The sequence below is a fragment of the Burkholderia sp. AU17457 genome (assembly GCF_002223255.1).
Lineage (GTDB): Bacteria > Pseudomonadota > Gammaproteobacteria > Burkholderiales > Burkholderiaceae > Burkholderia > Burkholderia sola.
In genome coordinates, this window is the sequence record NZ_NKFB01000006.1 from 96,973 (window position 1) to 119,614 (window position 22,642).

Consider the following 22,642-nt stretch of genomic DNA (forward strand, 5'->3'; position numbering starts at 1 on the left):
AACTCGGCGAGCCGTTCTTCGCCCGCATGACGCGGGCGGCGTTACTTACGCATGCGTCGAGCGCGGCCGATCGTTCGTCCGCACAACCGCATGGCCGGCGGACATCGACCGTGACTCGAAGTCCTCGCCGCGCGATTCTCGCGACGCGATCACCGCGACGAACGCTGGGAGCGCCATCAGCATCGCGTAACCCGCGACGAAGATCGCCGAGCCCGTATAGCTGACGAGCAGCGTGCCGACGATCGGGGCGATCGAGCCGCCGAGCACCGATGCGAGCTGATAGCTGGTCGACAATGCGGTAAAGCGCACACGCGTCGGAAACAGTTCGGCCATGTACGCGGCCATCGGTCCGAGAATGATGCCGTGGCAGGCCAGGCACGCGATCAACGCGAGTTGCAGATGCGCATAATCGCTGCCGGGCGACAACGTGAACAACGAGCAACCGGCGACCGCCGCGCCGAGCAAGCCGGCGATCAGAACCGGGCGCCGTCCGACCCGGTCCGACACGTGCGCGGCGATCAGGATGACGACGACCTCGATCGCCGACGCCCACATCAGCGCGGACAGCGCCTGCGGCCGGCTGAAGTGCAGATAGCCGGTCGCGAGTCCGAGCGCGAACGTCGAGAACAGATACAGGAACGTGTTTTCCGCGGCTTTCACGAAGAACGCACGCACCATCTGCCGCCAGTTGCCCGCACACGTTTCGCGCAGCGACGCGCGCTCGACCGTCCGATGCGCGGCGGCCAGCTCGGCGAACGCCGCCGATTCCTCGACGCGCCGACGCGTCCAGAAACCGACGATCACGAGCAGCGCGGAGACGAAGAACGGGATCCGCCACGCCCAGTCGACGAATGCGGCATCGCCGTAGAACCGCTGCACCAGCCCGATCACGAGCGCGGTCAGCACGTTCGCGAGCGGGCCCGCGAACATCGTGAAGCTGGTCCAGAAGCCGCGCTGCGTGGCGGGCATCGATTCGGCGATCATCAGGATCGCACCGGTCGCCTCGCCGCCGACCGCGATCCCCTGCACGATCCGCAGCAGCACGAGCAGCAGCGGCGCCGCGATGCCGATCGACGCATAGGTCGGCAGCAGGCCGACGCAGAACGTGCTGATGCCCATCATCAGCAGACTGACGACGAGCGTCTTGCGGCGGCCGATGCGGTCGCCGATCATCCCGAACACGATGCCGCCGAGCGGCCGCGCGACGAAACCGACCGCGAACGTCGCGAGCGCGAGCAGCGTGGCCGCGAGCGGATTGCCGACGACGAAGAACTGCTTGTCGAACACGAGCACCGCACACGCGGCGAACGCGAAGAAGTCGTACCACTCGAGCGTGGTGCCGACGGTGCAGGCGAACATCAGGTTGGCACGCTTTTTCATCACACATGTCTCCGGTATTTTTTGTGGTTGATAGCGGGGCGAACGGCGCCGCGGCGCCACCACGCGCTCAAAGCTCGAGAACGAGCCGCTCGCCGCCGCACGCGCGCGAACAGCAGGTCATCATCCGGTCGTGCGCGTCGCGCTCCGCGCGCGTGAGCACGCTGTCGCGATGATCGACTCGACCGGCCAGCACGCGGACTTCGCACGATCCGCACAGCCCTTCGCGGCAGTCGCTCTGCACGTCGATGTTCGCGTGCTGCAACGCGTCGAGCACGGTCTGGTTCGCCGAGACCGTCAGCGTGATGCCCGAATCCTTCAGTTCGACTTCGAACGGCCGCTCCTTCGACGGATCGAGCGCCGCCTTCGTCGACACGAAATGCTCGACCCGCAGCGCATCGCGCGGCCAGTGCGCGCAGCTCGCTTCGAGTGCATCGAGCATCCGTGCGGGGCCGCACGCGTAGATGTGCGTGTCGTCGGCCGGCTGCGCGAACAGCGCGCGAAAGTCGTTACGCGAGCCTTCTTCCGACACGTACACGTGCAGACGCTCCCCATGCAGCGCGGCGAGCGTGTCGAGCATCGCCATCGACGCGCGTCGCGAACCGCTGTAGTGGATTTCGTAATCGATGCCGCGCGCCTTCGCTTCGCGCGCCATCGCACTGATCGGCGTGATGCCGATGCCGCCCGCGACGAAGATGGCCTTGTCGGCGTCGGCGGCGAAGCGGAAGTGATTGCGCGCACCGCGAATCTTCAGCCCATCGCCGGCGCGCAGATTCGCATGCACCCATGCCGATCCGCCGCGACTCTGCGCGTCGTGCAATACCGCGATCTCATACGCGTCGCGCTCGGCCGGGTCACCGCACAGCGAATACTGGCGCGTGATGCCGGTATCGCCGCAGATCACGTCGATATGCGCGCCGGGCGTCCAGCGCGGCAGCGGGCGGCCGTCGGCGGACACGAGCCGGATGTGGGCGATGCGATCCGCGCACATCGACACGCGTTCGACCGTGACCGCGCGGCTCACCGCGTGCGACGACGGCTCGCCGATGCGCACCGCCGCGCGCGGGCGCAGCACCGACGGATCGCGGCGCTCGGGATTCAGCGCAGGATCCCATTCGACGTACAGATGCTCGGGGCCGCGGAACGACGTGTTCGGCACATACGTGAAGCGCTGCTCGGCAAGCTTCATGTGCGGCAGGCGGCGCGTGAACTCGTCGAGGAAGACCTGCATCTCCATGCGTGCGAGATTCTTGCCCATGCACTGATGCGATCCATAGCCGAACGTCAGCTGATCGTTCGCGTTCTCGCGGCGGATGTCGAACAGGTCGGCGTCCGCGAAGTGCGCTTCGTCGTGATTCGCGGACGACGTGACGATCAGCAGCTTCGAGCCCGCCGGAATGTCGATGCCGCCGATCGTCACGTCCTTCGTCGCGAGCCGTCGCCATGCGGCGACCGAACCGTTGTGCCGCAGACACTCCTCGACCGCATTCGGGATCAGCGACGGATCCTCGCAGATGTCGCGCCACGCGTCGGGATGCTGCAGCAGCAGCTTCATCGCGTTCGCCGTCGCGTTCGCGGTCGTCTCGTGCGCGGCGACGATGCCCGCCATCATCATCGAATGCAGATACGAATCGGTGATCACGTCCGGCAGTTCCTTCTGCTTGCGGATCCCGTACTGCATCCAGCCGGGCCCGGACGGATTCTCGCGCATCTTGTCGAGCACCTTGCCCGCGAACTGCCAGAACTTGCCGACCGCATGCGCGACCGCGACCTGCTCCTCCGGTTTCGGACGCCCCCACGTGTTGATCGTGTGCGCGATCGAGTATTCGCGCAGCGTGTCCATGTCCTCTTCGGGCACGCCGAGAAAGTGCAGCGCGACCGTGAGCGGCACTTCCCACAGCATCTGGTCGACCAGATCCGCTCGACCGTCGTCGATGAAGCGATCCACGTATTCGCGCGCGAGCCGGCGCACCATCGGTTCGTGATGCTTCAGCGCGTCGGGCGTGAACGGGTCGAGCAGCGCGCGGCGGCGCGGCATGTGCGCGGGCTCGTCCTCGTTGACGAGCGTGCGGTTCAGCGCAAAGCCGTACGACGCGAGCACCGCGTTCGCGTCGGGCCCGGTGGGCGTGATCTTCTCCAACGCGATCGACGGGCTGAACGTGATGTTGTCGCGAAAGATCGCCTTGATGTCGTCGTAGCGCGTGACGACCCAGTAGCCGAGTTTGGGGCTGTAGAACACGGGCTCCTGCTCGCGCGCCCAGCGCACGTACTCGGGCGGATCCTGCTGGTAGCCGTCGTCGAACGGGTCGAACGCGGCTGCGGCGGCGCTCACCGGACAGCCGTTCGGCGCGGTCGCCGCGGCCGGCGCAGGATGAAACGGACATTTCGACGATGACGCGTGGCGCTCCGTGACGGACATGATTCGCTCCCGTGCTATGATTTTGCGTAAATCTAATACGCAATGCGTAATCAAACGACTGGGGTAAACCTTGGCGGCCGGGCGCCGCCGGTCGTCCGGCTAGAATCGGGCTTATGGAAAAAATCGCCAGAACGAAGAAGACCGCGCCGCCCGAGCGCGACCGCAGGCAGCGCGTCCAGTCCGCGTCGACCGGCCTGCTCGTGCTGAAGGAACTCGCCGCGTGCGGCGGCCGCGCCACGCTGACCGCGCTCGCGGCGCGGCTCGACGAGAATCCCGCGAAGGTTCACCGCTATCTGGCGAGCCTGATGGAGGAATCGTTCGTCACGCAGGAGCGCGCCACCCAGCAATACGTGCTCGGGCCCCAGTGCATCTCGATCGGGCTCGCGGCGATCCGGATGGCCGATCCGATACGGCTCGCCGAACCGTCGCTCGTGCGCCTGCGCGAGCGTCTGGAAGTAACGTGCTTCGTCGCGATCATGGGCAACCGCGGGCCGACGATCATGCGCTTCGAAGAGCCCGGCCTGCCGGTCACGGTCAATGTGCGCGCCGGCTCGGTGATGTCGTTGCTATGGTCCGCAACCGGGCGGCTGTTCCTCGCGCTGCTCGACGAGCCGCGTGTGCGACAGCTTGCGGAAGACGAACTCGCGTCGGCGCCGGCCGAGTTGCGCGCCCAGCTCGATCGGCGCGATCCGGTCGGTAAATTGCGGCGCGAGATTCGCGCGGCCGGCCTCGCGACCGTCTGCGACACCAACCTGAAGGGCATCAGCGCCGTGTCGGCACCGCTATTCGATGCGAACGGACATATGTGCGCGGCGATCACCGCGTTGGGCGCGACCGGCGGCTTCGACGCATCGATCGACGGGCCGGTCGCGACGTCACTGCGCCACGAGGCCGGGCTGATCAGCGGCGAACTCGGGTACAGGACCGATCCCGACGGCCGGTAGTGCGTCAGCGTATCGACGCAGACGGCGGCTTCCTGTCCGCGATACATTCGCGGCGAATTGCGCGGTGACGCAGCGTCAGGCGCCAGCGCGATGGTGCAGCAGCAAGTTGCTGCCCCATCGCGCTGGCGTTACCGACATTCGCGGATGCGGATTGCGCCGTTGATCCGCAGGTTCGGTAAAGGCGGCCCCGATCTGCCGCGCCGTTACGCCACGGCCGGAAAATCGAGCGTCGTATCGTTCACGCGATTGACGAGGTTCGTGAACGTGATCGACGCGATGGCGAGATTGATCTCGATGAGCTGGCGTTCCGTATAGCCCGCTGCGCGCACCGCATCGACGACCGCGACGGGGACCGTGCCGTGCGTACCGACGAGCGTACGGACATACGCGACCAGCGCGTCGCGCGCGGCGTCGCCGGTTGCCGCACCCGCCCGCACCTGCTTCATCTGATCGCTCGTCAGGCCTGCCAGCTTGCCCATCAGCGTGTGAGCGGCGACGCAGTAATCACATCCCGCGTATTCGCTGACCGCCAGCTTGATCGCTTCGATATCGGCCTTGCCGAGCGTGCTCGCCGCGACCGCCGCATCGAACGCCAGCGCCGCGCCGAGCGCTTCGGGGCTTTGCGTGCCGATGGTTGCGTATGCGTTGGGCACCTTGCCGACGGCCTTCTTGATCTTCGCGAACACTTCAGCGGTCGCGCCGGTTGCCTCTTCAGGGCGAATGGTGGTGAGACGGGACATGATCGACTCCTTGCTTCATGGTTGAACGGTTAGCCATGTCGTATGGCATGGGAGTCAGTGTAGGGATGCGCGACCGTTTCTTTAATGCCATACTGCCGCAACTCCATGCTCAAACGTCTCATATGGAAATGCTCGACCGATTGCTGTCGATGATGCCGGTCACGGGGCGACTTGACGTGCGGTGCCACTTCGGGTCGCCGTGGCGCATCGACCATCCCGAGTCGAGCGAGTGGGAACTCCCCTATCACATCCTGTTGCGCGGCGAGGCCGTCGTCGAGTGCGAGCCGGACGGAGAAGACGAACCGACGCTCCGGATGAAGGCGGGCGACATCGTGGTGTTTCCGTCCGGCAGCGCCCATCGGCTGCACGACGGCAGCGGCAAGGCGCCGCGCGCGGCGCGCGAGCGGCACAGGAACGGCCTGACCGTTGCGACGAACGGCAGCGCCAATGCGAACACCGATGTGCTGTGCGGGCGCTTCGTGCTGCCTGCCGTCCCGCAGCAGTTGCTGCGCGACCATCTGCCTCGACGTCTGCTCGTGAGCAGCGTAACGGCGGGGGACGAACAGACGCGCGACGCCGCGTTTGCAGCCACGCGGCTCGCGCGGGTCATCGAGTTGATGCGCGAGGAAGCGCTGGAGCAACGCGCCGGCAGTGCCGCGGTCGTGGATCATCTGTCCGGCGCGCTGTTCGCGTTGACCCTGCGCAGTGCGTCCGACGCAGGCCAAGCGCCGCGCGGGCTGCTTGCACTGGCACAACGTCATCGGCTGCAGCCGGCGCTCGCGGCCATGTTCGACGAGCCGGAAAAGCCCTGGACGCTGGCCCGGCTGGCCGAGCGCTGCCACATGTCGCGCGCGACGTTCGCACGCCACTTCGACGAGGCGATCAGCCGCTCGGCAACCGATGTCCTGACTGAAATCCGCATGGCGCTTGCCGGGCGCAAGCTCGCGCAAACGACAATGTCGGTCGCCGAGATCGGCGAATCGGTCGGATATCGATCCGAGGCCGCGTTCCAGCGGGTGTTCAAACGGCAGGTAGGCATGACGCCGGCGAAGTGGCGCATGCGATCGTCGAGAGTCGCGGAGCCGGAAGCGCGTTCATCCTGACGCACGATGCGCGCGAGGCCACGTTCACTTCACCCGGATATCTTTCATACATGGACAGGCTCCAGGCCATGACCACCTTCGTCACGGTGGTCGAGACGGAAGGGTTCGCATCGGCGGCGCGCAAGCTGAACGTATCGCCGTCGGTGATCAGCCGCGTGATGACGGAACTCGAGGAATATCTGGGCGTGCGGCTGTTGACGCGGACGACGCGCGTGGTCCGCATCACCGATGCGGGCGCGTCGTTTTACGAGGACTGCCGGCGCATTCTGGCGGACATCGACGCGGCCGAGCTTTCCGCCACCGGCACCGGCAATACGCCACGCGGCCAGCTCACCGTCACGGCGCCCGTGCTGTTCGGCAAGAGCTACGTGACGCCGATCGCGCTCGAGTATCTGGAGCAGCATCCTTTCGTCAATCTCAACTGCTGGTTTCTGGACCGCGTCGTCAATCTCGTCGATGAAGGCGCCGACGTTGCCGTGCGCATCGGCGAGCTGCCGAACTCGTCGCTGCAGGCGATCGCGGTCGGCAAGGTACGCCGCGTGCTGTGCGCTTCTCCCGCTTATCTCGGCGCGCACGGCACGCCGCAGCATCCGGACGATCTCGCGGCTCACGTCACGATTCAGGCGACGGGAATCACGCCCGCGCCAGAATGGCGCTTCCGCGCGCGGGACAAGACGCTCACCGTCCCCATCCAGCCGCGCCTGCTCACCACGACGAACGATTCCGCGATTGCCGCGGCAACGGCTGGTCTCGGCATCGTGCGCCTGCTGTCCTATCAGGTGGTCGACGAACTCGCGCAAGGCACGCTGTGCGTGCTGCTGGCCGAACACGAACTTGCGCCGCTTCCGGTTCATGTCGTGCATCGCGAGGGCAGGTACGCGAACCGGAAAGCGCGCGCGTTCATCGATCTCTGCGTCGAAAGGCTGAGAGCCCAGGCGCCGATGTGGTCTGCATAGCCGACACCGGCGAGTCGGCACGGCGCAAGCGGCGGAACCGTCCCGACCGGCACGCGTATCGGGCGTCGCGTTCCGTATGCAAGCAGGCCTTACAGACCGAGATCGCTCAGGCCCGGATGATCGTCGGGCCTGCGCCCGAGCGGCCAGAAGAACTTCCGGTCGGCCTCGGCGATCGGCAGATCGTTGATGCACGCATGGCGGTGATGCATGAGGCCATCGTCACCGAATTCCCAGTTCTCGTTGCCGTACGAGCGATACCAGTTCTGCGCGTCGTCATGCCACTCGTAGGCGAAGCGTACGGCAATCCGGTTGCCGCCGTACGCCCACAACGCCTTGATGAGCCGGTAGTCGAGTTCGCGCTGCCACTTGCGTGTGAGCAGCGCAACGATCGCCGGACGGCCTGTCGCGAATTCGGCGCGGTTGCGCCACACGCTGTCGACGCTGTACGCGAGCGAAACCTGCTCCGGATTGCGCGTGTTCCACCCGTCTTCCGCGAGCCGCACTTTCTCGATCGCCGTCTCCAGCGAGAATGGTGGAACCGGCGGGCGAACAACGTTGACGTCTTTCATGATCAAACTCCTTTCGTTGGGAATCGTCGCCGGGCGACGAGGGTTCTGAATCACACGTCGAGCAGCAGACGGTCGCCGCCGCCCGATTCGCGATGCGCGGGCACCGCGCAGCAGATCAGCGCTTCGTCGTCCGGTACCTTGAATTCCGGCGCGACCGGATACGTCACAGCGCCTTCGATAATCCGGGTGCGGCAGGTGCCGCAACTGCCTCCGCGGCACCCGTATTCGGGCGTCAGGCCGCGCGCCTCGGCCAGGTCCAGCAGCGAGCCGCTGCCCGGCTGCCAGCGCGCTTCCTTGCCCGACTTGACGAACGCGACGGGTGTCGGCGTATCCGCTGGCGCACGCAGCGGGGTACTCGCGCCCGAATCGACTCGACGCTTGAGCCCGGAAGGACCGAACGACTCCGCGTGGATTCGGTGGTCCGCCACGTTCAGGTCGCGAAGCCCGTCATAGACCGCTTGCATGAAGCCCGACGGTCCGCACAGATAGAAGTCGTAGTCGTCGAACGGCAGCGTGGCGCGCAGCAGGTTCGCATCGATGCGGCCGACGACGTCGAACTCGTCGCCCTCGCGCGCGCCGGTCGCGTCCGACAGGACGCGCACCACGTTCACCGCGCCGTTCGCCGCCGACGCGAGCTCGCCGATCTCGTCGCCGAACGCGCGCTCCTTCACGGAGCGTGCGGCGTGAAAGAACCAGGTCTTGCGCGTGCCGCGCTTGCGCGCGCCTTCGTAGACGATGTGACGCAGCATCGCCAGCATCGGCGTCACCCCGACACCGGCCGCCAGCAACACGGCAGGACGGCGCTCGAGCGCATCGATCGTGAATTGCCCGGCGGGTGCCCGGACGTCGATGCGGTCACCGACCTGCACCCCGTCATGCAGATGCGACGACACGCGCCCTTCCCGCTTCACGCTGATGCGATACACACCGTCCGACGGCGCGCTCGACACCGTATAGGTGCGGATGAGCGGATCGCCGCCTTCCGACAGATTCACGCGAATCGGCACGTGCTGGCCCGCCAGGTGCGGCACCAATCCGGCGCCGTCCGCAGGCTCGAGCTGGAACGAGCGAATCAGCGTGCTCTCGTCGGTGATTTTCGCGACCCTGAACGGACGCCACGCCCGTGCCAGTTCGGCGGCCCTCAGGCGGCTCGCGGCCTCGTCCCAGCTGCCCGTCATCAGCGAGTTGGGCGACCAGCCTTCCACCCGGAACGTCCAGCGCAACGGCAATGCGCCGGCGCGATAAACGACGCGGCGCGGCTTGAAACGCCACAGTCGCTCCGCGCCCTGAAATGCGGCGATCTCGGGCGAATCGAGGTCGACTTCGGCTTCGCCGGTCATCTGCAACACGTCGCCGGTTTCGAAGTCGGCGAACACGATGCCCGCGCGCGGATTGACCCGAAAATTGCCGAGCGTCGCGAAGAACAGGTTGCCGGCGAAATCCGGGATCGTCAGCACGCCGTCGTCGCCGATACGCACGAACCCGGCCTTGCCGCCGCGATGCGAAACGTCGACCTGACGCTCGGCGCCGTCGCCGACGTAGGATGCAACGAACAGCGTGTCGGCCGCCGCGATGATCGCGCGGGCGCGATCGTCGAGACGATCGCTTTCCTCCGGTGCGATTCCCGAGAACGTATCGGGTTCGCGGACGAACGCGAAATCGCGCAACTGGATGTATTGCGGGCAGTTGCCGAAGCTCTGCACGACGTCGAAATCGAATGCGCGCGTCTCGCCGCGACGGATCATGCCGTTCAGGCGATTGCGACGCCGCGTATGCAGTTCGATGCCGAGCAGGCCGATCGCCGCGCCGTCGTGCGTGCCGCCGGCAGCCGGATCGTTCGGATCGAATACGGTGTCGATGCGCAGGCGTTTGTCGTTCGGCGACTGCATGAAGCCGGGCTGGCCGAATGCGAAGGTCGCCCATACGTCTGCGTCGTCGGCCACCGCGCCGACGACGACGAAAGGCAGCTGCGCGAAGAACGCGCGATGCTGGTCGGGCATGTGATCCCTGACGAAGCGCCGTCCCACGCTGTCCATCTTCTGCATCACGCCCGTCTTTTCCTGCAGCTCGAGTTCGCCCCGATGCCATGGCGAGTTCGCTTCATTCGATACCGTGCTCACGATGTGTCTCCTCGACGGATTCTGCACATGACGCATTCGGCGCGCCTTGACGCGCCGGGCGTCGCTCACGCAGCCGCCGCGAGCCCGACCGGCGTCTTTACGAACTCGACGAAGCCCGGCAACGCTTCGATGCGGCGCAGCCATGCCGCGACGTTCGAATAGCCCGACAGGTCCACGTTGCCTTCGGGGGCGCGCGCGACGTAGCCATACAACGCGACGTCGGCGATGGTGGGCTTCGGCCCGACGATGAAGTCGCGCTCCGCGAGTTCGGCGTCGATGAGCGCGAGGATGCGATGCGCACGGGCAATCACTTCGTCGGCGTTGAACTTCGCACCGAAGACCGTGATGAGCCGCGCGGCGGCCGGGCCGAAGGCGATCTCGCCGGCCGCGACGGACAACCAGCGCTGCACGGCGGCTTCCTGCGCGGGCGATTGCGGGAGGAAGTCGCTGTTGCCCGACGTGCGGGCGAGATACACGAGGATGGCATTCGAATCGGCGATCACGGTGTCCCCGTCGACCAGCACCGGCACCTGACCGAAGCGGTTCAGCGCCAGAAATTCAGGCGACTTGTGCGCGCCGGCGGCCAGGTCGACTTCAATCAGTTCGTGCTCGATGCCGAGCAGCGAGATGAGCAGGCGCGCGCGGTGCGAATGGCCGGAAAGCGGGTGAACGTAGAGCTTCATGACTGTGTCCCTTTGGAAGGTGCGACGAGCAGGTCTCATCGCTTGAGGCAAGTCTAGAAACTCCGCGGTTGCGACAGAATCCCCGCTGAGGAGAATTGATCGTTCTCGTTTCGCGAATGGTCGGGCGAAAGCCGGCGTGGCGATGCGGACCCACGCGGCGTTTTTGCGCGCCGGGCCGCCGGCGAAATCGATCGCGCCGGCACGCGACCCGGCTTGCGCGAGCGACGCCGTCGACGCGCCGCCCGCGACGACGGCCCCCCTTACTCGATCGCCTTGAGCGCCTGCAGCCCGTCCGGCAGCTTCGCGTCCGGAAACTGCGTGGACAGCGTGGCGTCCCGCCACCGCGCCGCCTCTTCCGCGCGCTGCCGTTCCGCCTGCTCGCAGACGAACAGCGCATCGCCGCCGAGCAGCAGGCGCAGCGGCACGTCGTCGCGGCGCGACAGGTCGACGATCAGCGCCGCGATCCGCGCGGGATCGCCGACCTCGTGCCCGCCATACGCACCGAGCAGGTCGAGGATCTTGCCGACCGACGGCTGATAGTCGGGCAGCAGATCGTCGATGCCGCGCTTCGCCCGCGCGGCCCATTCGGTCCGCATCCCGCCCGGTTCGAGCGTGCACACGCGCACGCCGAACGGCGCGACTTCCTTCGCGAGCACGTCGCTGAATCCGCCGACCGCCCACTTCGCGGCCTGATACGCGGACAACCCGGGTGTCGACGTCCGCCCGCCGACCGACGACACCTGGAAGATGCGCCCCGCGCGTTGTGCGCGCATCGTCGGCAGCACCGCGCGCGTCAGATTGATCACGCCGAACAGGTTCGTTTCGATCTGGTCGCGGAACACGTCGGCGCCCATCTGCTCGAACGGCGCCGTATGGCCGTAGCCCGCGTTGTTCACCAGCACGTCGATGCGGCCGAACGCGGCGCATGCCGCCGAGACAGCCTGCTCGGCCGCCGCTTCATCGGTGACGTCGAGCGCGACCGGCAGCAATCGGTCGCCGTACCGTTCGGCCAGATCGGCCAGTTGCGCCGGATCGCGTGCGCCGGCCACCAGTCGGTCGCCCGCCGCCAGCACGGCTTCCGAAATCGCGCGTCCCAGGCCGCGTGCGGCCCCTGTTACCAACCAGACTTTCGACATTTTTCCACTCCTTGATCGTGGTGAAACAATGAAAATGAATGATTACTCACTCATTAATATGGGCGATGAATCGATCCTTCCCGACCCGCATCGCCCTGCCTGAAACGCCCTGCCCGTCGTCGCGGCACGCACCGCCCCGACGGCCATGCCTGACTCATACCGTGTGCAACACGGCCCACAACGCGCGAAACCCGGCTTCCCGGTACGCATCGGCCCGCGCGGGATCGCGTGCGATCGATTCCATCGCGATGTCCGCGATCGACGTAAACACCGCCGAGCAGAACGCATGGGCTTCGTCGCGGTTCAGCGCGCCCGACGCGGCGACCTGTTCGCGCAGCAGCGCGCGAATCGCGCCGAAACCCTCGGCGCCGGCCGCGCGATTCGCGTCGTCGATGCGCCCGCTCACGCCGAGCTGCTGCAGCGCGCGCCGGCCGTCCGGATTCGCGACACCCCACGACACATAGCCGTTCCACGCATGCCGCACCGCCTGCTCGGCCGGCGCATGTTCCGGAAACCCGGTCATCATCGCTTCGCGCATGTCGGCCTTCAGGCTCACGTACAGCGCGTTCAACAACGCATCCTTGGTCTCGAAATACGTGAACACCGTGCCTTCCGCCACGCCGGCCAGCCTTGCAATACGCGCGGTCGTCGCGGTCGCGCCGTCCTCGGCGAGCGCGCGCGCGGCCGCGGCGAGGATGGCTTCGTGCTTGTCGGGACTGCGCGGTCGGGCCACGTTCGACTCCTTTAATGAGTGAGCGCTCAATCATAATCGGACCGTCGTCGGAAATGCAAGCCCTGTTACATCCGGACGAACGCGCACGCAAACCATCAAAACGGTGCACTATTGCGTTTTGCCGTACCGGCGCCCGCGCATCCGGCGCCTCATTGCCCTCGACGTTCGTTTCACGTTCACCGTTTCAAACCGCGAACCTCCCATGACGAATCAGCCTTCCCAAACCGCGGCCGACCGGCCCGTCGACATGATCATCTTCGGCGGCGGCGGCGACCTGGCCGCCCGCAAGCTGTTGCCCGCGCTGTACATGGCGCACCTGCACTGCAATCTTCCGCCCGAGACGCGCATCATCGCCGTCGGCCGCCGCGACTGGGGCATCGACGGCTATCGCAAGTTCATGGACGAGCAGTCGCGCCCGTTCATCGACGAGAAGGCGTTCGACGCCGACGCGTGGAGCCGCTTCCTCGACCTGTTCAAGTACGTGCTGATCGACGTGAACGCGCCGGACGACTACCTGCGGCTCGCCGAAGCGGCGCGTGGCGACGCGATCCGCGTGTTCTACCTGTCGACGTCGCCAGAGCTGTTCACGACGATCTGCGACAACCTGTCGGCCGCGCACCTCGTCGACGCGCACTCGCGCGTCGTCCTCGAAAAGCCGCTGGGGCACGATCTCGCGTCCGCGAAGGCGATCAACGACGCGGTTGGCAAGCACTTCGAGGAATCGCAGATCTACCGGATCGACCACTATCTCGGCAAGGAAACCGTGCAGAACCTGATGGTGCTGCGCTTCGGCAACCCGATCTTCGGGCCGCTGTGGCAGGCGCCGAACATCCGCAGCGTGCAGATCACGGTCGCGGAAACGGTCGGCGTCGGCAGCCGCGCGGGCTTCTACGACCATACCGGCGCGCTGCGCGACATGGTGCAGAACCACCTGCTGCAACTGCTGTGCATCGTCGCGATGGAGCCGCCCGTGTCGCTCGACCCGGACGCGGTGCGCGACGAGAAGCTGAAGGTGCTGCGCTCGCTGCGGCCGATGTCGCTGTCGGACGTCGCGCGCGACACGGTACGCGGCCAGTACACGGCCGGCGCGGTCGACGGCCAGCCGGTCAAGGGCTATCTCGAGGAAGACAACGTGCCGGCGGACAGCCGCGCGGAAACCTTCGTCGCGCTACGCGCGCACATCAACAACTGGCGCTGGGCGAACGTGCCGTTCTTCCTGCGCACCGGCAAGCGGCTGCAGCGCCGCCAGTCGGAAATCGTGATCGAGTTCGCGGACATGCCGTTCTCGATCATCCCGACCGGCCCGCGCAATTACGGCAACCGTCTCGTGATCCAGCTCCAGCCGGAAGAGTCGATCCAGCTGCAGATGCTCGCGAAGGAACCGGGCAGCGGGATGAACATGGTGCCGGTGAGCCTGAACCTCGACCTGCAGCAGGCGATTCCGGAACGGCGCGCGGAAGCGTACGAACGGCTGCTGATCGACGTGATTCGCGGCCGCCTCACGCACTTCATGCGCCGCGACGAACTCGAAGCCGCCTGGTCGTGGGTCGAGCCGATCCTCGACGGCTGGAAACAGCTCGGCGACCGGCCGCGCCTGTACACGGCCGGCACGTTCGGGCCCGCGGCTTCGTCGGCGCTGCTCGCGCGCGACGGGATGTCCTGGGCCGAAGAGGCGTAATCGCCGCATGACGGCGTGCCGCCGCGCGGCACGCCGGATCCCGCAGGGCAGCGCCGCGTCGCTACTGCGACTCCATCCACGCGGCCTTGCGCCGCGCCGGCGCATCGCCGCCGCTGCCGCCGCCCAGCACCTCGATCAGGTAATCGACGAACGACGCGATCCGCGACGAGATCGCGGTATTGCGGTAGTACACCGCGTGAATCGGCTGCCGGACGTCGAGCGTCTGGCGCGCAAGCACCTGCACCAGCCGCCCCGCTTCGCGATCCTGTGCGGTCACGAAATCCGACAGGCAGACGACGCCCGTGCCCGCCAGCGCGAGTTGCCGCAGCGTCTCGCCGCTCGAAGACCAGACGTCGGGCTCGATGCGGCAGGGCTCGCCGTCCGTGCCGAGGATCGGCCATACGTTCAACGATTCGGGCTGCGTGAAGCCGAGCAGCGTGTGCTTCGGCAGATCCTCGACCTTGCGCGGCTGCCCGTGCGCTTCGATGTAGTCGGGGCTGGCCAGGATGCGCACCCGGCTGTTACCGATGCGCCGGCTGTGCAGCGTCGAATCCTTCAGCCGGCCGATCCGGATCGCGACGTCGGTGCGCCGCTCCAGCAGGTCGATGATGCCCTCGTTGCTGTTCAGCTCCAGCTCGACCTTCGGGAAGCGTTCGCGGTAGCCGCGCACGAGCGGCACGATCACGTGCAGCATGAACGGCGTCGCGGCGTCGACGCGCAGGCGCCCGGACGGCATCTCGCGCCGCGCGAGCATCTGCTCTTCCGCGTTCTCGACCGATTCGATGATCGCGCGCGCATCCTGCAGGAACGCGCGCCCTTCCTCCGTCAGTTCGAGCCGGCGCGTGGTCCGGCGCAGCAGCGTGGTCTTCAGTTTTTCCTCGAGCCGCGCGAGCGTGCGGCTCGTCGCCGACACGGTGAGGTCGAGCTGCAGGGCGGCGGCGGTGATCGAACCGGTGTCGACCACGGCGGCAAAGGCCTGGAGTTCATCGAGAGTGATCTTCATTGTTGATTTGAAATCAAAACAATTTGGTTTATAGACCAGTTTTTCCGCAAAAGTAAAGCCGGCACACTGCGATCCATTCCTACTGAAACCCGGATCCTGTCATGCCACTCGCGTTGCTTGCGCTGACCATCAGCGCCTTTGCCATCGGCACCACCGAATTCGTGATCGTCGGGCTGATCCCGACGATCGGCGCCGACCTCGGCGTCAGCCTGCCGTCCGCCGGCCTGCTCGTCAGCCTGTACGCGCTGAGCGTGGCCATCGGCGCGCCGCTCCTCACCGCGCTCACCGGCCGCGTGCCGCGCAAGGCGCTGCTCGCCGGGCTGATGGCGCTCTTCACCGTCGGCAACCTCGTCGCGTGGCAGGCGCCGGGCTACGAATCGCTGATCGTCGCGCGCGTGCTCACCGGCCTCGCGCACGGCGTGTTCTTCTCGGTCGGCTCGATCATCGCGACCACGCTCGTGCCGAAGGACAAGGCCGCCAGCGCGATCGCGACGATGTTCAGCGGGATGACCGTCGCGTTCGTCGCGGGCATTCCGCTCGGCACCTTCATCGGCCAGCACTTCGGCTGGCGCGCGACGTTCCTGATCGTCGCGCTGTTCGGCCTCGTCGCGTTCCTCGGCGCGGTCGCGTTCGTGCCGCGCGGGCTGCCGCAGACGCCGCCCGCTCCGCTCGCCCGCCAACTGCGCGTGCTGGCCCAGCCGCGCCTGCTGCTCGTCTATGCGATGACGGCGGTCGGCTACGGCGGCTCGCTGATCGCGTTCACGTACATGGCGCCGCTGCTCGAACAGATCGCCGGCTTCACGCCGTCGCAGGTCAGCCTCGTGCTCGTCGGCTACGGCGTATCGGTCGCGGTCGGCAACGTATGGGGCGGCAAGCTCGCGGACGCCGTCGGCCCCGTGAAGGCGCTCAAGCGGATCTTCCTGCTGCTCGCGATCGTGCTGCTCGCGCTGACCTTCACGATCCATGTGAAATGGCTCGCGGTGCTGACGATGCTCGCGTGGGGTGCCGTGGCGTTCGGCAACGTGCCGGGGCTGCAGGTGTACGTCGTCAAGCAGGCGCGCCACTTCGCGCCGGACGCCACCGACGTCGCGTCGGGCTTCAACATCGCCGCCTTCAACCTCGGCGTGGCCGGCGGATCGTCGCTCGGCGGCCTGATCGTCGCGAACGTCGGCCTCGGCCACACGCCGTGGATCGCCGCCGTCGTCACGCTCGGCGCGTTTGCCCTCACCGCGCTGAGCGGCCGTCTCGACGGCCGTCAGGGCCTGCCGGAACGCACGGCCGAACCCGTCGAACTCGCGCATTGAACGTCATCTTTTTGCAGGAGCCATCAGCATGAACGCATCGACCCAACGTCCGCCGTTCGCCGGCAAGACTTTCGAAGTCCGTTACGACGGCCTCACCGCGCTCAACGCGTACGACGAAGACGGCCTCCACATGCGCTACGAGATCACCGAAGGCCCGTACGCGGGCGCGCAGGGCGAAGTCGAATACACGTGGCAGCCGATCGCCGGCGACACCTACGCGATCTCGTGGCAGGAAGCCGATCGCGCCACCGTCGTGCATATCGACGATTTCGCCGCGGGCACGTCGCGCTCGTTCTTCACCGCGCCGTCGCTCGATTTCTACCGGCTCGACGGCAGCCTGCGCGCGGTCTGAACGGAGCCCGACCATGTCCACTTCACTCGACACGCTCGTCTCCGGCGGCTTCAGCATCGGCATCGAACTGCCGCTCGACAACGACTGGACGCCGTCCGGCAACGCGAAACGCCGGCATGACGGCCGCCACGCCGGCGTGCCCAGCCTCGAAATCCACGCGGAGCTCGCGCAACTGGCAGACACGCTCGGCTTTCGCGCGCTCTGGGTGCGCGACGTGCCGGTGTACGACCCGTCGTTCGGCGATGCCGCGCAGGTGTTCGAAACGTTCTCGTATCTCGGCTACCTCGCCGGAATCACGCACGACATCCTGCTCGGCACCGCAGCCGTCGTGCTGCCGCTGCGCGAACCGCTGCTGACGCTGAAATCGGCCGCGACGATCCAGGAACTGAGCGGCGGTCGCCTGCTGCTCGGCGTCGCGAGCGGCGACCGGCCGGTCGAATATCCGCTGTTCGGCCGCGACTTCGCCACGCGCGGTGCGAACTTCCGCGACCAGATCGCGCTGCTGCGCGACGGCGCGCGCGGGCACTTGCCGCCCGGCCTGGAAGTGCTGCCCGCCGCCCGTTCGCCGGTGCCGCTGCTCGTCGCGGGTCTCGCGCAGCAAACGCCCGCATGGATCGGCGAGCACATGGACGGCTGCCTCGCGTATCCGGGCACGCCGGCCGATCACCTGCAGCGCGCCGCGAACTGGCACGCGGTGGCCGGCGACAAGCCGTACGTGAGCTTCATCCACCTCGACCTCGCGGAAGATCCGCACGAACCGCTGCAGCGGCACCGCTTCGGCGCCCGCGCGGGGCGCATCGCGCTGACGGAAGAACTCGCGGCAATGCGCGATGCGGGCGTGCAGCACATCGGCCTGCATTTCCGCCGCAACCGGCGGCCGCTCGACGAGACGATGGCCGAAATCGCATCGGACGTGCTGCCCGCATTCCATCCGAACACGACGCCGCAGACGCGCGCCGCATAAGGGCGACCACGGTCCGGACGCCCGCGGCACGACTGATATTTGACTTTAAATCAAATATTTTTGACTTATGAAGGCGTTTATCTCATCAGTCTCACGCGCCAGAATGACGTCCATACCGCAATCGTTCCCCCTCTTTCAGGAGCACATGATGAGCAAGATTCCCGCATTCGGCCTCGGTACGTTCCGCCTGCAAGGCCAGGTCGTCATCGACTCGGTCCGCAACGGCCTCGAAGTCGGCTACCGCGCGATCGACACCGCGCAGATCTACGGCAACGAAGCCGAAGTCGGCGAAGCGATCGCCGCGTCGGGCGTGCGCCGCGAAGACCTGTTCCTCACGACGAAGATCTGGGTCGACAACTACGCGCCGGAAAAACTGGCGGCCAGCCTCGAGGAAAGCCTGCGCAAGCTGCGCACCGACGTCGTCGACCTGACGCTGATCCACTGGCCGGCGCCGGGCAACGGCGTGTCGATCGACGCGTTCATGACCGCGCTGGCGGACGCGAAGGCGAAGGGCCTCACGCGCCAGATCGGCATCTCGAACTTCAACATCGAACTGACGAAGGAAGCGATCGCGGCCGTCGGCAAGGACGCGATCGCGACGAACCAGATCGAACTGAGCCCGTACCTGCAGAACCGCAAGCTGGTCGAATTCCTGAACGCCGAAGGCATTCACGTGACGTCGTACATGACGCTCGCGTACGGCAAGGTGCTCGGCGACCCGGTGATCGGCGCGATCGCGCAGCGCCATCACGCGACGCCGGCGCAAGTCGCGCTCGCATGGGCGCTGCAACTCGGCTACTCGGTGATTCCGTCGTCGACCAAGCGCGAAAACCTCGCGAGCAACCTGCTCGCGCAGACGCTGCGCCTGACCGACGAAGACATCGCGCAGATCGCCGCGCTCGAACGCAACGGCCGCGAAGTCGATCCGGCCGGTCTCGCGCCGAAGTGGGACTGAGCGCCGCTTTCTTGATCGACCGCCCGCGGCCAGCCGGCCGCGGACACTGAAGAGGACACCACCATGACCCAGGACCCGCTTTTCCAACCGCTGCGACTCGGCGCGCTGACGCTGCCGAACCGCATCGTGATGCCGCCGATGACGCGCTCGCGCGCGAGCCAGCCCGGCGACGAAGCCAACGAACTGATGGCCGCGTATTACGCGCAGCGCGCGAGTGCGGGCCTGATCGTCAGCGAAGGCACCTACATCGCGCCGCTCGGCAAGGGCTACGCATGGACACCCGGCATTCACACGCCGTCGCAGGTCGCCGGATGGCGCAAGGTGACGGACGCCGTGCATGCCGCGCACGGCCGCATCTTCGCGCAGCTGTGGCACGTCGGCCGGCTGAGCCACACGAGCCTGCTCGGCGGCGCGCAACCCGTGTCGTCGTCGCCGCTCCAGGCGAAGGGCGTGAACGTGTTCATCGCCGGCGAGGACGGCAGCACGCCGGGCTTCGTGCAGGCGTCCGAGCCGCGCGCGCTGTCGATCGACGAGATCCGCGAGATCGTCGACCAGTACCGCACCGCCGCCCGCCACGCGATCGAAGCCGGCTTCGACGGCGTCGAGCTGCACGGCGCGAACGGCTACCTCGTGAACCAGTTCATCGATTCGAACGCGAACACGCGCACCGACGCCTACGGCGGCTCGCTGGAGAACCGGCTGCGCTTCCTGCGCGAAGTCACGCAGGCGCTGATCGACGGGACCGGCGATGCATCGCGCGTGGGCATCCGCCTCGCGCCGCTGACGACGCTGAACGGCTGCGTCGACGACGATCCGGAAACGACCTACCTCGCCGCCGCGAAGCTGCTCGGCGAACTCGGCGTCGGCTACCTGCACATCGCGGAAGCCGACTGGGACGATGCGCCGCTGATGCCGGTCGCCTTCAAGCAGCAATTGCGCGCCGCGTTCCCGGGCGTGCTGATCTATGCCGGCGCATACACCGCCGAGCGCGCCCGCGAGGCGATCGCCGCCGGCTGGGCCGACCTCGTCGCATTCGGCCGCCCGTTCGTCGCGAACCCCGATCTCCCCGAGCGGCTGCGCACCGGCGCCGCGCTCGCGCCGCACGATCGCAATACGCTGTTCGGCGGCGGCGCCCACGGCCTGACCGACTATCCGACGCTCGCGCAAGCCGCGGCATGACGATCGACAGGAGTCTCGAATGAAAGCGACGCTCGCCCGGCTCGCGCTCGCCGCGATCCTGCCGTTCGCGGCCGCGCAAGCCGCCCACGCCGCGCCGTCCGCGGCGGCGGCCGGCTGGTATCCGTCCGTCTATGGCGCCGATGACGAAATCGGTGCGGCCAACCTGCTGACGCCCGACGTCGTCAAGCAGGCGGTCGGCCTCGTGAAGGCCGGCAAGACTTATCCGCTGGCCGTGCCGGTGGACAAGCACCTGCCGGCGTTCCGCCATCGCAGCTTCCGGCTGTACAACGTGCAGGTCGGCCAGCAGGCCGGCAAGAGCCTCGGCCCCAACAAGTTCACGTTCAACGACGAACTCGTGAACGCATGGACCGGCGTCGGCACGCAGTTGAACGGCATCGGCCACATCGGCATCGACAACGTGTACTACAACGGCAACCGCGCGGCCGATTTCGTGACCGTCGACGGCGTGAAGAAGCTCGGCGTCGAGAAGGTGCCGCCGATCGTCACGCGCGGCGTCGTGCTCGACATGACCGCCCACTACGGCAAGCCGGTCGTGCCGGGCGGCACCGAGTTCACGGTCGCCGATATCCAGGCCGTGCTGAAGAAGCAGGGGCTGACGCTGCGCAAGGGCGACGTCGTGCTGTTCAACACCGGCTGGCTGGAGCTGATCGGCAAGGACGACAGGCAGTTCCTCGACGTCGAGCCCGGCATCGGCATGGAAGCCGCGAAATGGCTGGCCGACCAGGGGATCGTCGCGTTCGGCGGCGACACGTGGGCATCGGAGGTTTATCCGAATCCGCACACGCAGGACGAATTCCCGGTCAACCAGTACATGCTCGCGAAACGCGGCATCTACAACCTGGAGCTGATCGACAGCCGTGCGCTGGTGCGCGACCATGCGTGGGAATTCCTGTTCGTGCTCGGCCAGCCGCTGTACGTCGGCTCCACGCAGGTCAACATCAACCCGGTCGCGATCCGCTGATCGCGCATTCGCCCTTCGGCAATCGCGGCGACTATCGCCGCGATTGTCATTTCCGGGTTGCGGCCCACGCAATCGGCGTCTAGTGTTGACAGGGTCGACTCCACGCGACCGTCACCCGACCTGAAAGGACGCCCCGCCATGCCAAGCCGCTCCCCGACACGCGACATGCTGCTGACCCTTGCGGCCGGTCTTTCCCTCGCGGCATGCATCGCGCCCGCGCATGCCGACGACGCTGCCGGCCTCGCGCCGCCCGAGCCGGCCACGCCGGTGCTGTCGACCACCGCGAGCGGCTTGCAGGTCTACACGTGCGAATACGATGCCGAACACCGGCTCGCGTGGACATTCCAGCACCCCGAAGCGCTGCTGTTCGATGCCCGTGGCACACTCGTCGTCCGACACGGTACGGGGCCGTCGTGGGAAGCGCTCGACGGCAGCCGCATTACCGGCAAGAAGCTCGCGGAAGCGCCGAGCGCAAGCGCGGCCAGCGTTCCACAACTGCTGCTCGCGGCAACGCCGGCCGCAACCGGCACGCTCGCCGGCGTGCGCTTCGTGCAGCGGCTCGATACGGCGGGCGGCACGCCGCCAGCCGCGACGTGCACGACCGAGCATGCAGTCGGCCGCTTCCCGTACTTCGCGCGCTATGTGTTCCTGAAGTGACGCGCACGGCGTCGCAAGCGACGGGCGTCATCCCGTCGCCTCTCGCCACGCTTCCATTTAATCAGTGCTCCTATATTCTATGCGGGGGAGCGTGAAATCGTCGACACCCTCGTTCCGTCTCGTCAGCGCAGCCGCATCGACAATTCGACGTCGCCGCCGAACGGCACCGACAGATAGCCGTGTTCAGGCGCGCGCACGTAAGCAAGATAGTCGGGGCTGTATTCCGCGTTGTCGGCCACGACGAACGCGCCCGCCCTGAGCCGCGGCTCGACCAGCGCGAGAATCTCCGGATACAACGCCTTCGCCCCGTCGAGCAGCAGCAGGTCGACCGACTCCGGAAGCTCGGCGGCCAGCGTGCGCAGCGCATCGCCTTCGCGAATCTCGACGAGATCGGCCAATCCGGCCGCTGCGAGGTTGGCCTGCGCGCGCACGACCTTCGACGGCTCGAACTCGCTCGTGATCAGCCGGCCGCCGCCGTTGTCGCGCAGCGCGGCCGCGAGATGCAGCGTCGAAATGCCGAACGACGTGCCGAATTCGACGATTGCCTTCGCGCCGCCGCTGCGCGCGAGCATGTACAGCAGCGTGCCCGTCTCGCGCGACACGGGAAGCGGGTAGTCCTTCAGACGCGCATACAGATCGGCGTAGTCCGTCTTGCTGCGCATCAGCCGCGCTTGCTCGTCGCGCGACACGTTCGCGAAGGCCGGGCTCGTCGCGGGCGACGACGCGTCGGCTTCGTCGAACAGGCGCGCCAGCAGCGAAGCCAGCGGGTCGAGCATCAGGGTGGTCAT

General features: G+C 67.1%; 21 protein-coding genes. 11 read left to right on the forward strand and 10 right to left on the reverse strand.

Annotated elements, in window-relative coordinates:
* Window positions 1–45: 45 nt before the first annotated feature.
* Both CFB49_RS27280 and CFB49_RS27285 read right to left on the reverse strand, forming a co-directional pair.
* Window positions 46–1,380, reverse strand: a complete 1,335-nt coding sequence (locus CFB49_RS27280; protein ID WP_058902369.1) for an MFS transporter — start codon at window positions 1,378–1,380, stop codon at window positions 46–48.
* A 67-nt stretch (window positions 1,381–1,447) separates the two neighbouring features.
* Window positions 1,448–3,796: a cytochrome P450/oxidoreductase gene (locus tag CFB49_RS27285; protein WP_069621558.1), complete on the reverse strand. Its 2,349-nt coding sequence runs from the start codon at window positions 3,794–3,796 to the stop codon at window positions 1,448–1,450.
* Between the two features lie 113 nt (window positions 3,797–3,909).
* Between CFB49_RS27285 and CFB49_RS27290 the strand changes: the two genes are divergently transcribed.
* The gene (locus CFB49_RS27290; RefSeq protein ID WP_089492894.1) at window positions 3,910–4,740 is read left to right on the forward strand and encodes an IclR family transcriptional regulator; all 831 of its coding nucleotides are present in this window, start codon (window positions 3,910–3,912) and stop codon (window positions 4,738–4,740) included.
* A gap of 203 nt (window positions 4,741–4,943) precedes the next feature.
* Here CFB49_RS27290 and CFB49_RS27295 read toward each other — a convergent pair whose 3' ends face one another.
* Window positions 4,944–5,480, reverse strand: coding sequence for a carboxymuconolactone decarboxylase family protein (locus CFB49_RS27295; RefSeq protein ID WP_089492895.1), 537 nt, complete (start codon window positions 5,478–5,480; stop codon window positions 4,944–4,946).
* A gap of 122 nt (window positions 5,481–5,602) precedes the next feature.
* Here CFB49_RS27295 and CFB49_RS27300 point away from each other — a divergent pair, with 122 nt between their 5' ends.
* Both CFB49_RS27300 and CFB49_RS27305 read left to right on the forward strand, forming a co-directional pair.
* Window positions 5,603–6,583 (forward strand): cupin domain-containing protein, encoded by a 981-nt coding sequence (locus CFB49_RS27300; protein WP_249190615.1) that lies wholly within the window; start codon window positions 5,603–5,605, stop codon window positions 6,581–6,583.
* A gap of 50 nt (window positions 6,584–6,633) precedes the next feature.
* Window positions 6,634–7,539 carry a LysR family transcriptional regulator gene (locus CFB49_RS27305; protein ID WP_089437206.1) on the forward strand — a complete coding sequence of 302 codons (906 nt, stop codon included), beginning with the start codon at window positions 6,634–6,636 and terminating at the stop codon, window positions 7,537–7,539.
* 89 nt (window positions 7,540–7,628) lie between these two features.
* On the opposite strand, the gene CFB49_RS27310 is transcribed toward CFB49_RS27305, so the two are convergent.
* From CFB49_RS27310 to CFB49_RS27330, 5 genes are all read right to left on the reverse strand, one after another.
* Window positions 7,629–8,108, reverse strand: coding sequence for a nuclear transport factor 2 family protein (locus tag CFB49_RS27310; protein WP_058902375.1), 480 nt, complete (start codon window positions 8,106–8,108; stop codon window positions 7,629–7,631).
* 50 nt (window positions 8,109–8,158) lie between these two features.
* Entirely contained in the window at window positions 8,159–10,228 is a 2,070-nt protein-coding gene (locus tag CFB49_RS27315; protein ID WP_089492897.1) for a 2Fe-2S iron-sulfur cluster-binding protein, read from the reverse strand.
* Between the two features lie 65 nt (window positions 10,229–10,293).
* Window positions 10,294–10,911: a glutathione S-transferase family protein gene (locus CFB49_RS27320; RefSeq protein ID WP_069621563.1), complete on the reverse strand. Its 618-nt coding sequence runs from the start codon at window positions 10,909–10,911 to the stop codon at window positions 10,294–10,296.
* Between the two features lie 260 nt (window positions 10,912–11,171).
* Entirely contained in the window at window positions 11,172–12,047 is an 876-nt protein-coding gene (locus CFB49_RS27325; protein WP_058902378.1) for an SDR family NAD(P)-dependent oxidoreductase, read from the reverse strand.
* A 154-nt stretch (window positions 12,048–12,201) separates the two neighbouring features.
* Complete coding sequence (locus CFB49_RS27330) at window positions 12,202–12,780, reverse strand: TetR/AcrR family transcriptional regulator (protein WP_058902379.1); 579 nt, start codon at window positions 12,778–12,780, stop codon at window positions 12,202–12,204.
* Window positions 12,781–12,982: 202 nt separating this feature from the next.
* Here CFB49_RS27330 and zwf point away from each other — a divergent pair, with 202 nt between their 5' ends.
* Complete coding sequence (zwf, locus tag CFB49_RS27335) at window positions 12,983–14,458, forward strand: glucose-6-phosphate dehydrogenase (protein ID WP_069621566.1); 1,476 nt, start codon at window positions 12,983–12,985, stop codon at window positions 14,456–14,458.
* A 61-nt stretch (window positions 14,459–14,519) separates the two neighbouring features.
* Here the strand turns inward: zwf and CFB49_RS27340 are convergent, their stop codons facing one another.
* Window positions 14,520–15,461, reverse strand: coding sequence for a LysR family transcriptional regulator (locus CFB49_RS27340; protein ID WP_069621567.1), 942 nt, complete (start codon window positions 15,459–15,461; stop codon window positions 14,520–14,522).
* 101 nt (window positions 15,462–15,562) lie between these two features.
* Between CFB49_RS27340 and CFB49_RS27345 the strand changes: the two genes are divergently transcribed.
* From CFB49_RS27345 to CFB49_RS27375, 7 genes are all read left to right on the forward strand, one after another.
* Window positions 15,563–16,765 carry an MFS transporter gene (locus CFB49_RS27345; RefSeq protein WP_069621568.1) on the forward strand — a complete coding sequence of 401 codons (1,203 nt, stop codon included), beginning with the start codon at window positions 15,563–15,565 and terminating at the stop codon, window positions 16,763–16,765.
* A gap of 28 nt (window positions 16,766–16,793) precedes the next feature.
* Window positions 16,794–17,117, forward strand: a complete 324-nt coding sequence (locus CFB49_RS27350) for a MoaF-related domain-containing protein (protein ID WP_069621569.1) — start codon at window positions 16,794–16,796, stop codon at window positions 17,115–17,117.
* Window positions 17,118–17,130: 13 nt separating this feature from the next.
* The gene (locus tag CFB49_RS27355; protein WP_069621570.1) at window positions 17,131–18,081 is read left to right on the forward strand and encodes an LLM class oxidoreductase; all 951 of its coding nucleotides are present in this window, start codon (window positions 17,131–17,133) and stop codon (window positions 18,079–18,081) included.
* 148 nt (window positions 18,082–18,229) lie between these two features.
* Window positions 18,230–19,036 (forward strand): 2,5-didehydrogluconate reductase DkgB, encoded by an 807-nt coding sequence (dkgB, locus tag CFB49_RS27360; RefSeq protein WP_089437516.1) that lies wholly within the window; start codon window positions 18,230–18,232, stop codon window positions 19,034–19,036.
* A 63-nt stretch (window positions 19,037–19,099) separates the two neighbouring features.
* A complete protein-coding gene (locus CFB49_RS27365; RefSeq protein WP_069621571.1) occupies window positions 19,100–20,215 on the forward strand; it encodes an alkene reductase in 1,116 nt (371 codons plus the stop codon).
* A 19-nt stretch (window positions 20,216–20,234) separates the two neighbouring features.
* A complete protein-coding gene (locus CFB49_RS27370; RefSeq protein WP_089437209.1) occupies window positions 20,235–21,197 on the forward strand; it encodes a cyclase family protein in 963 nt (320 codons plus the stop codon).
* A 138-nt stretch (window positions 21,198–21,335) separates the two neighbouring features.
* Entirely contained in the window at window positions 21,336–21,854 is a 519-nt protein-coding gene (locus CFB49_RS27375; RefSeq protein ID WP_089437210.1) for a DUF3455 domain-containing protein, read from the forward strand.
* A 122-nt stretch (window positions 21,855–21,976) separates the two neighbouring features.
* On the opposite strand, the gene CFB49_RS27380 is transcribed toward CFB49_RS27375, so the two are convergent.
* Window positions 21,977–22,642, reverse strand: a complete 666-nt coding sequence (locus CFB49_RS27380; RefSeq protein ID WP_089437211.1) for an O-methyltransferase — start codon at window positions 22,640–22,642, stop codon at window positions 21,977–21,979.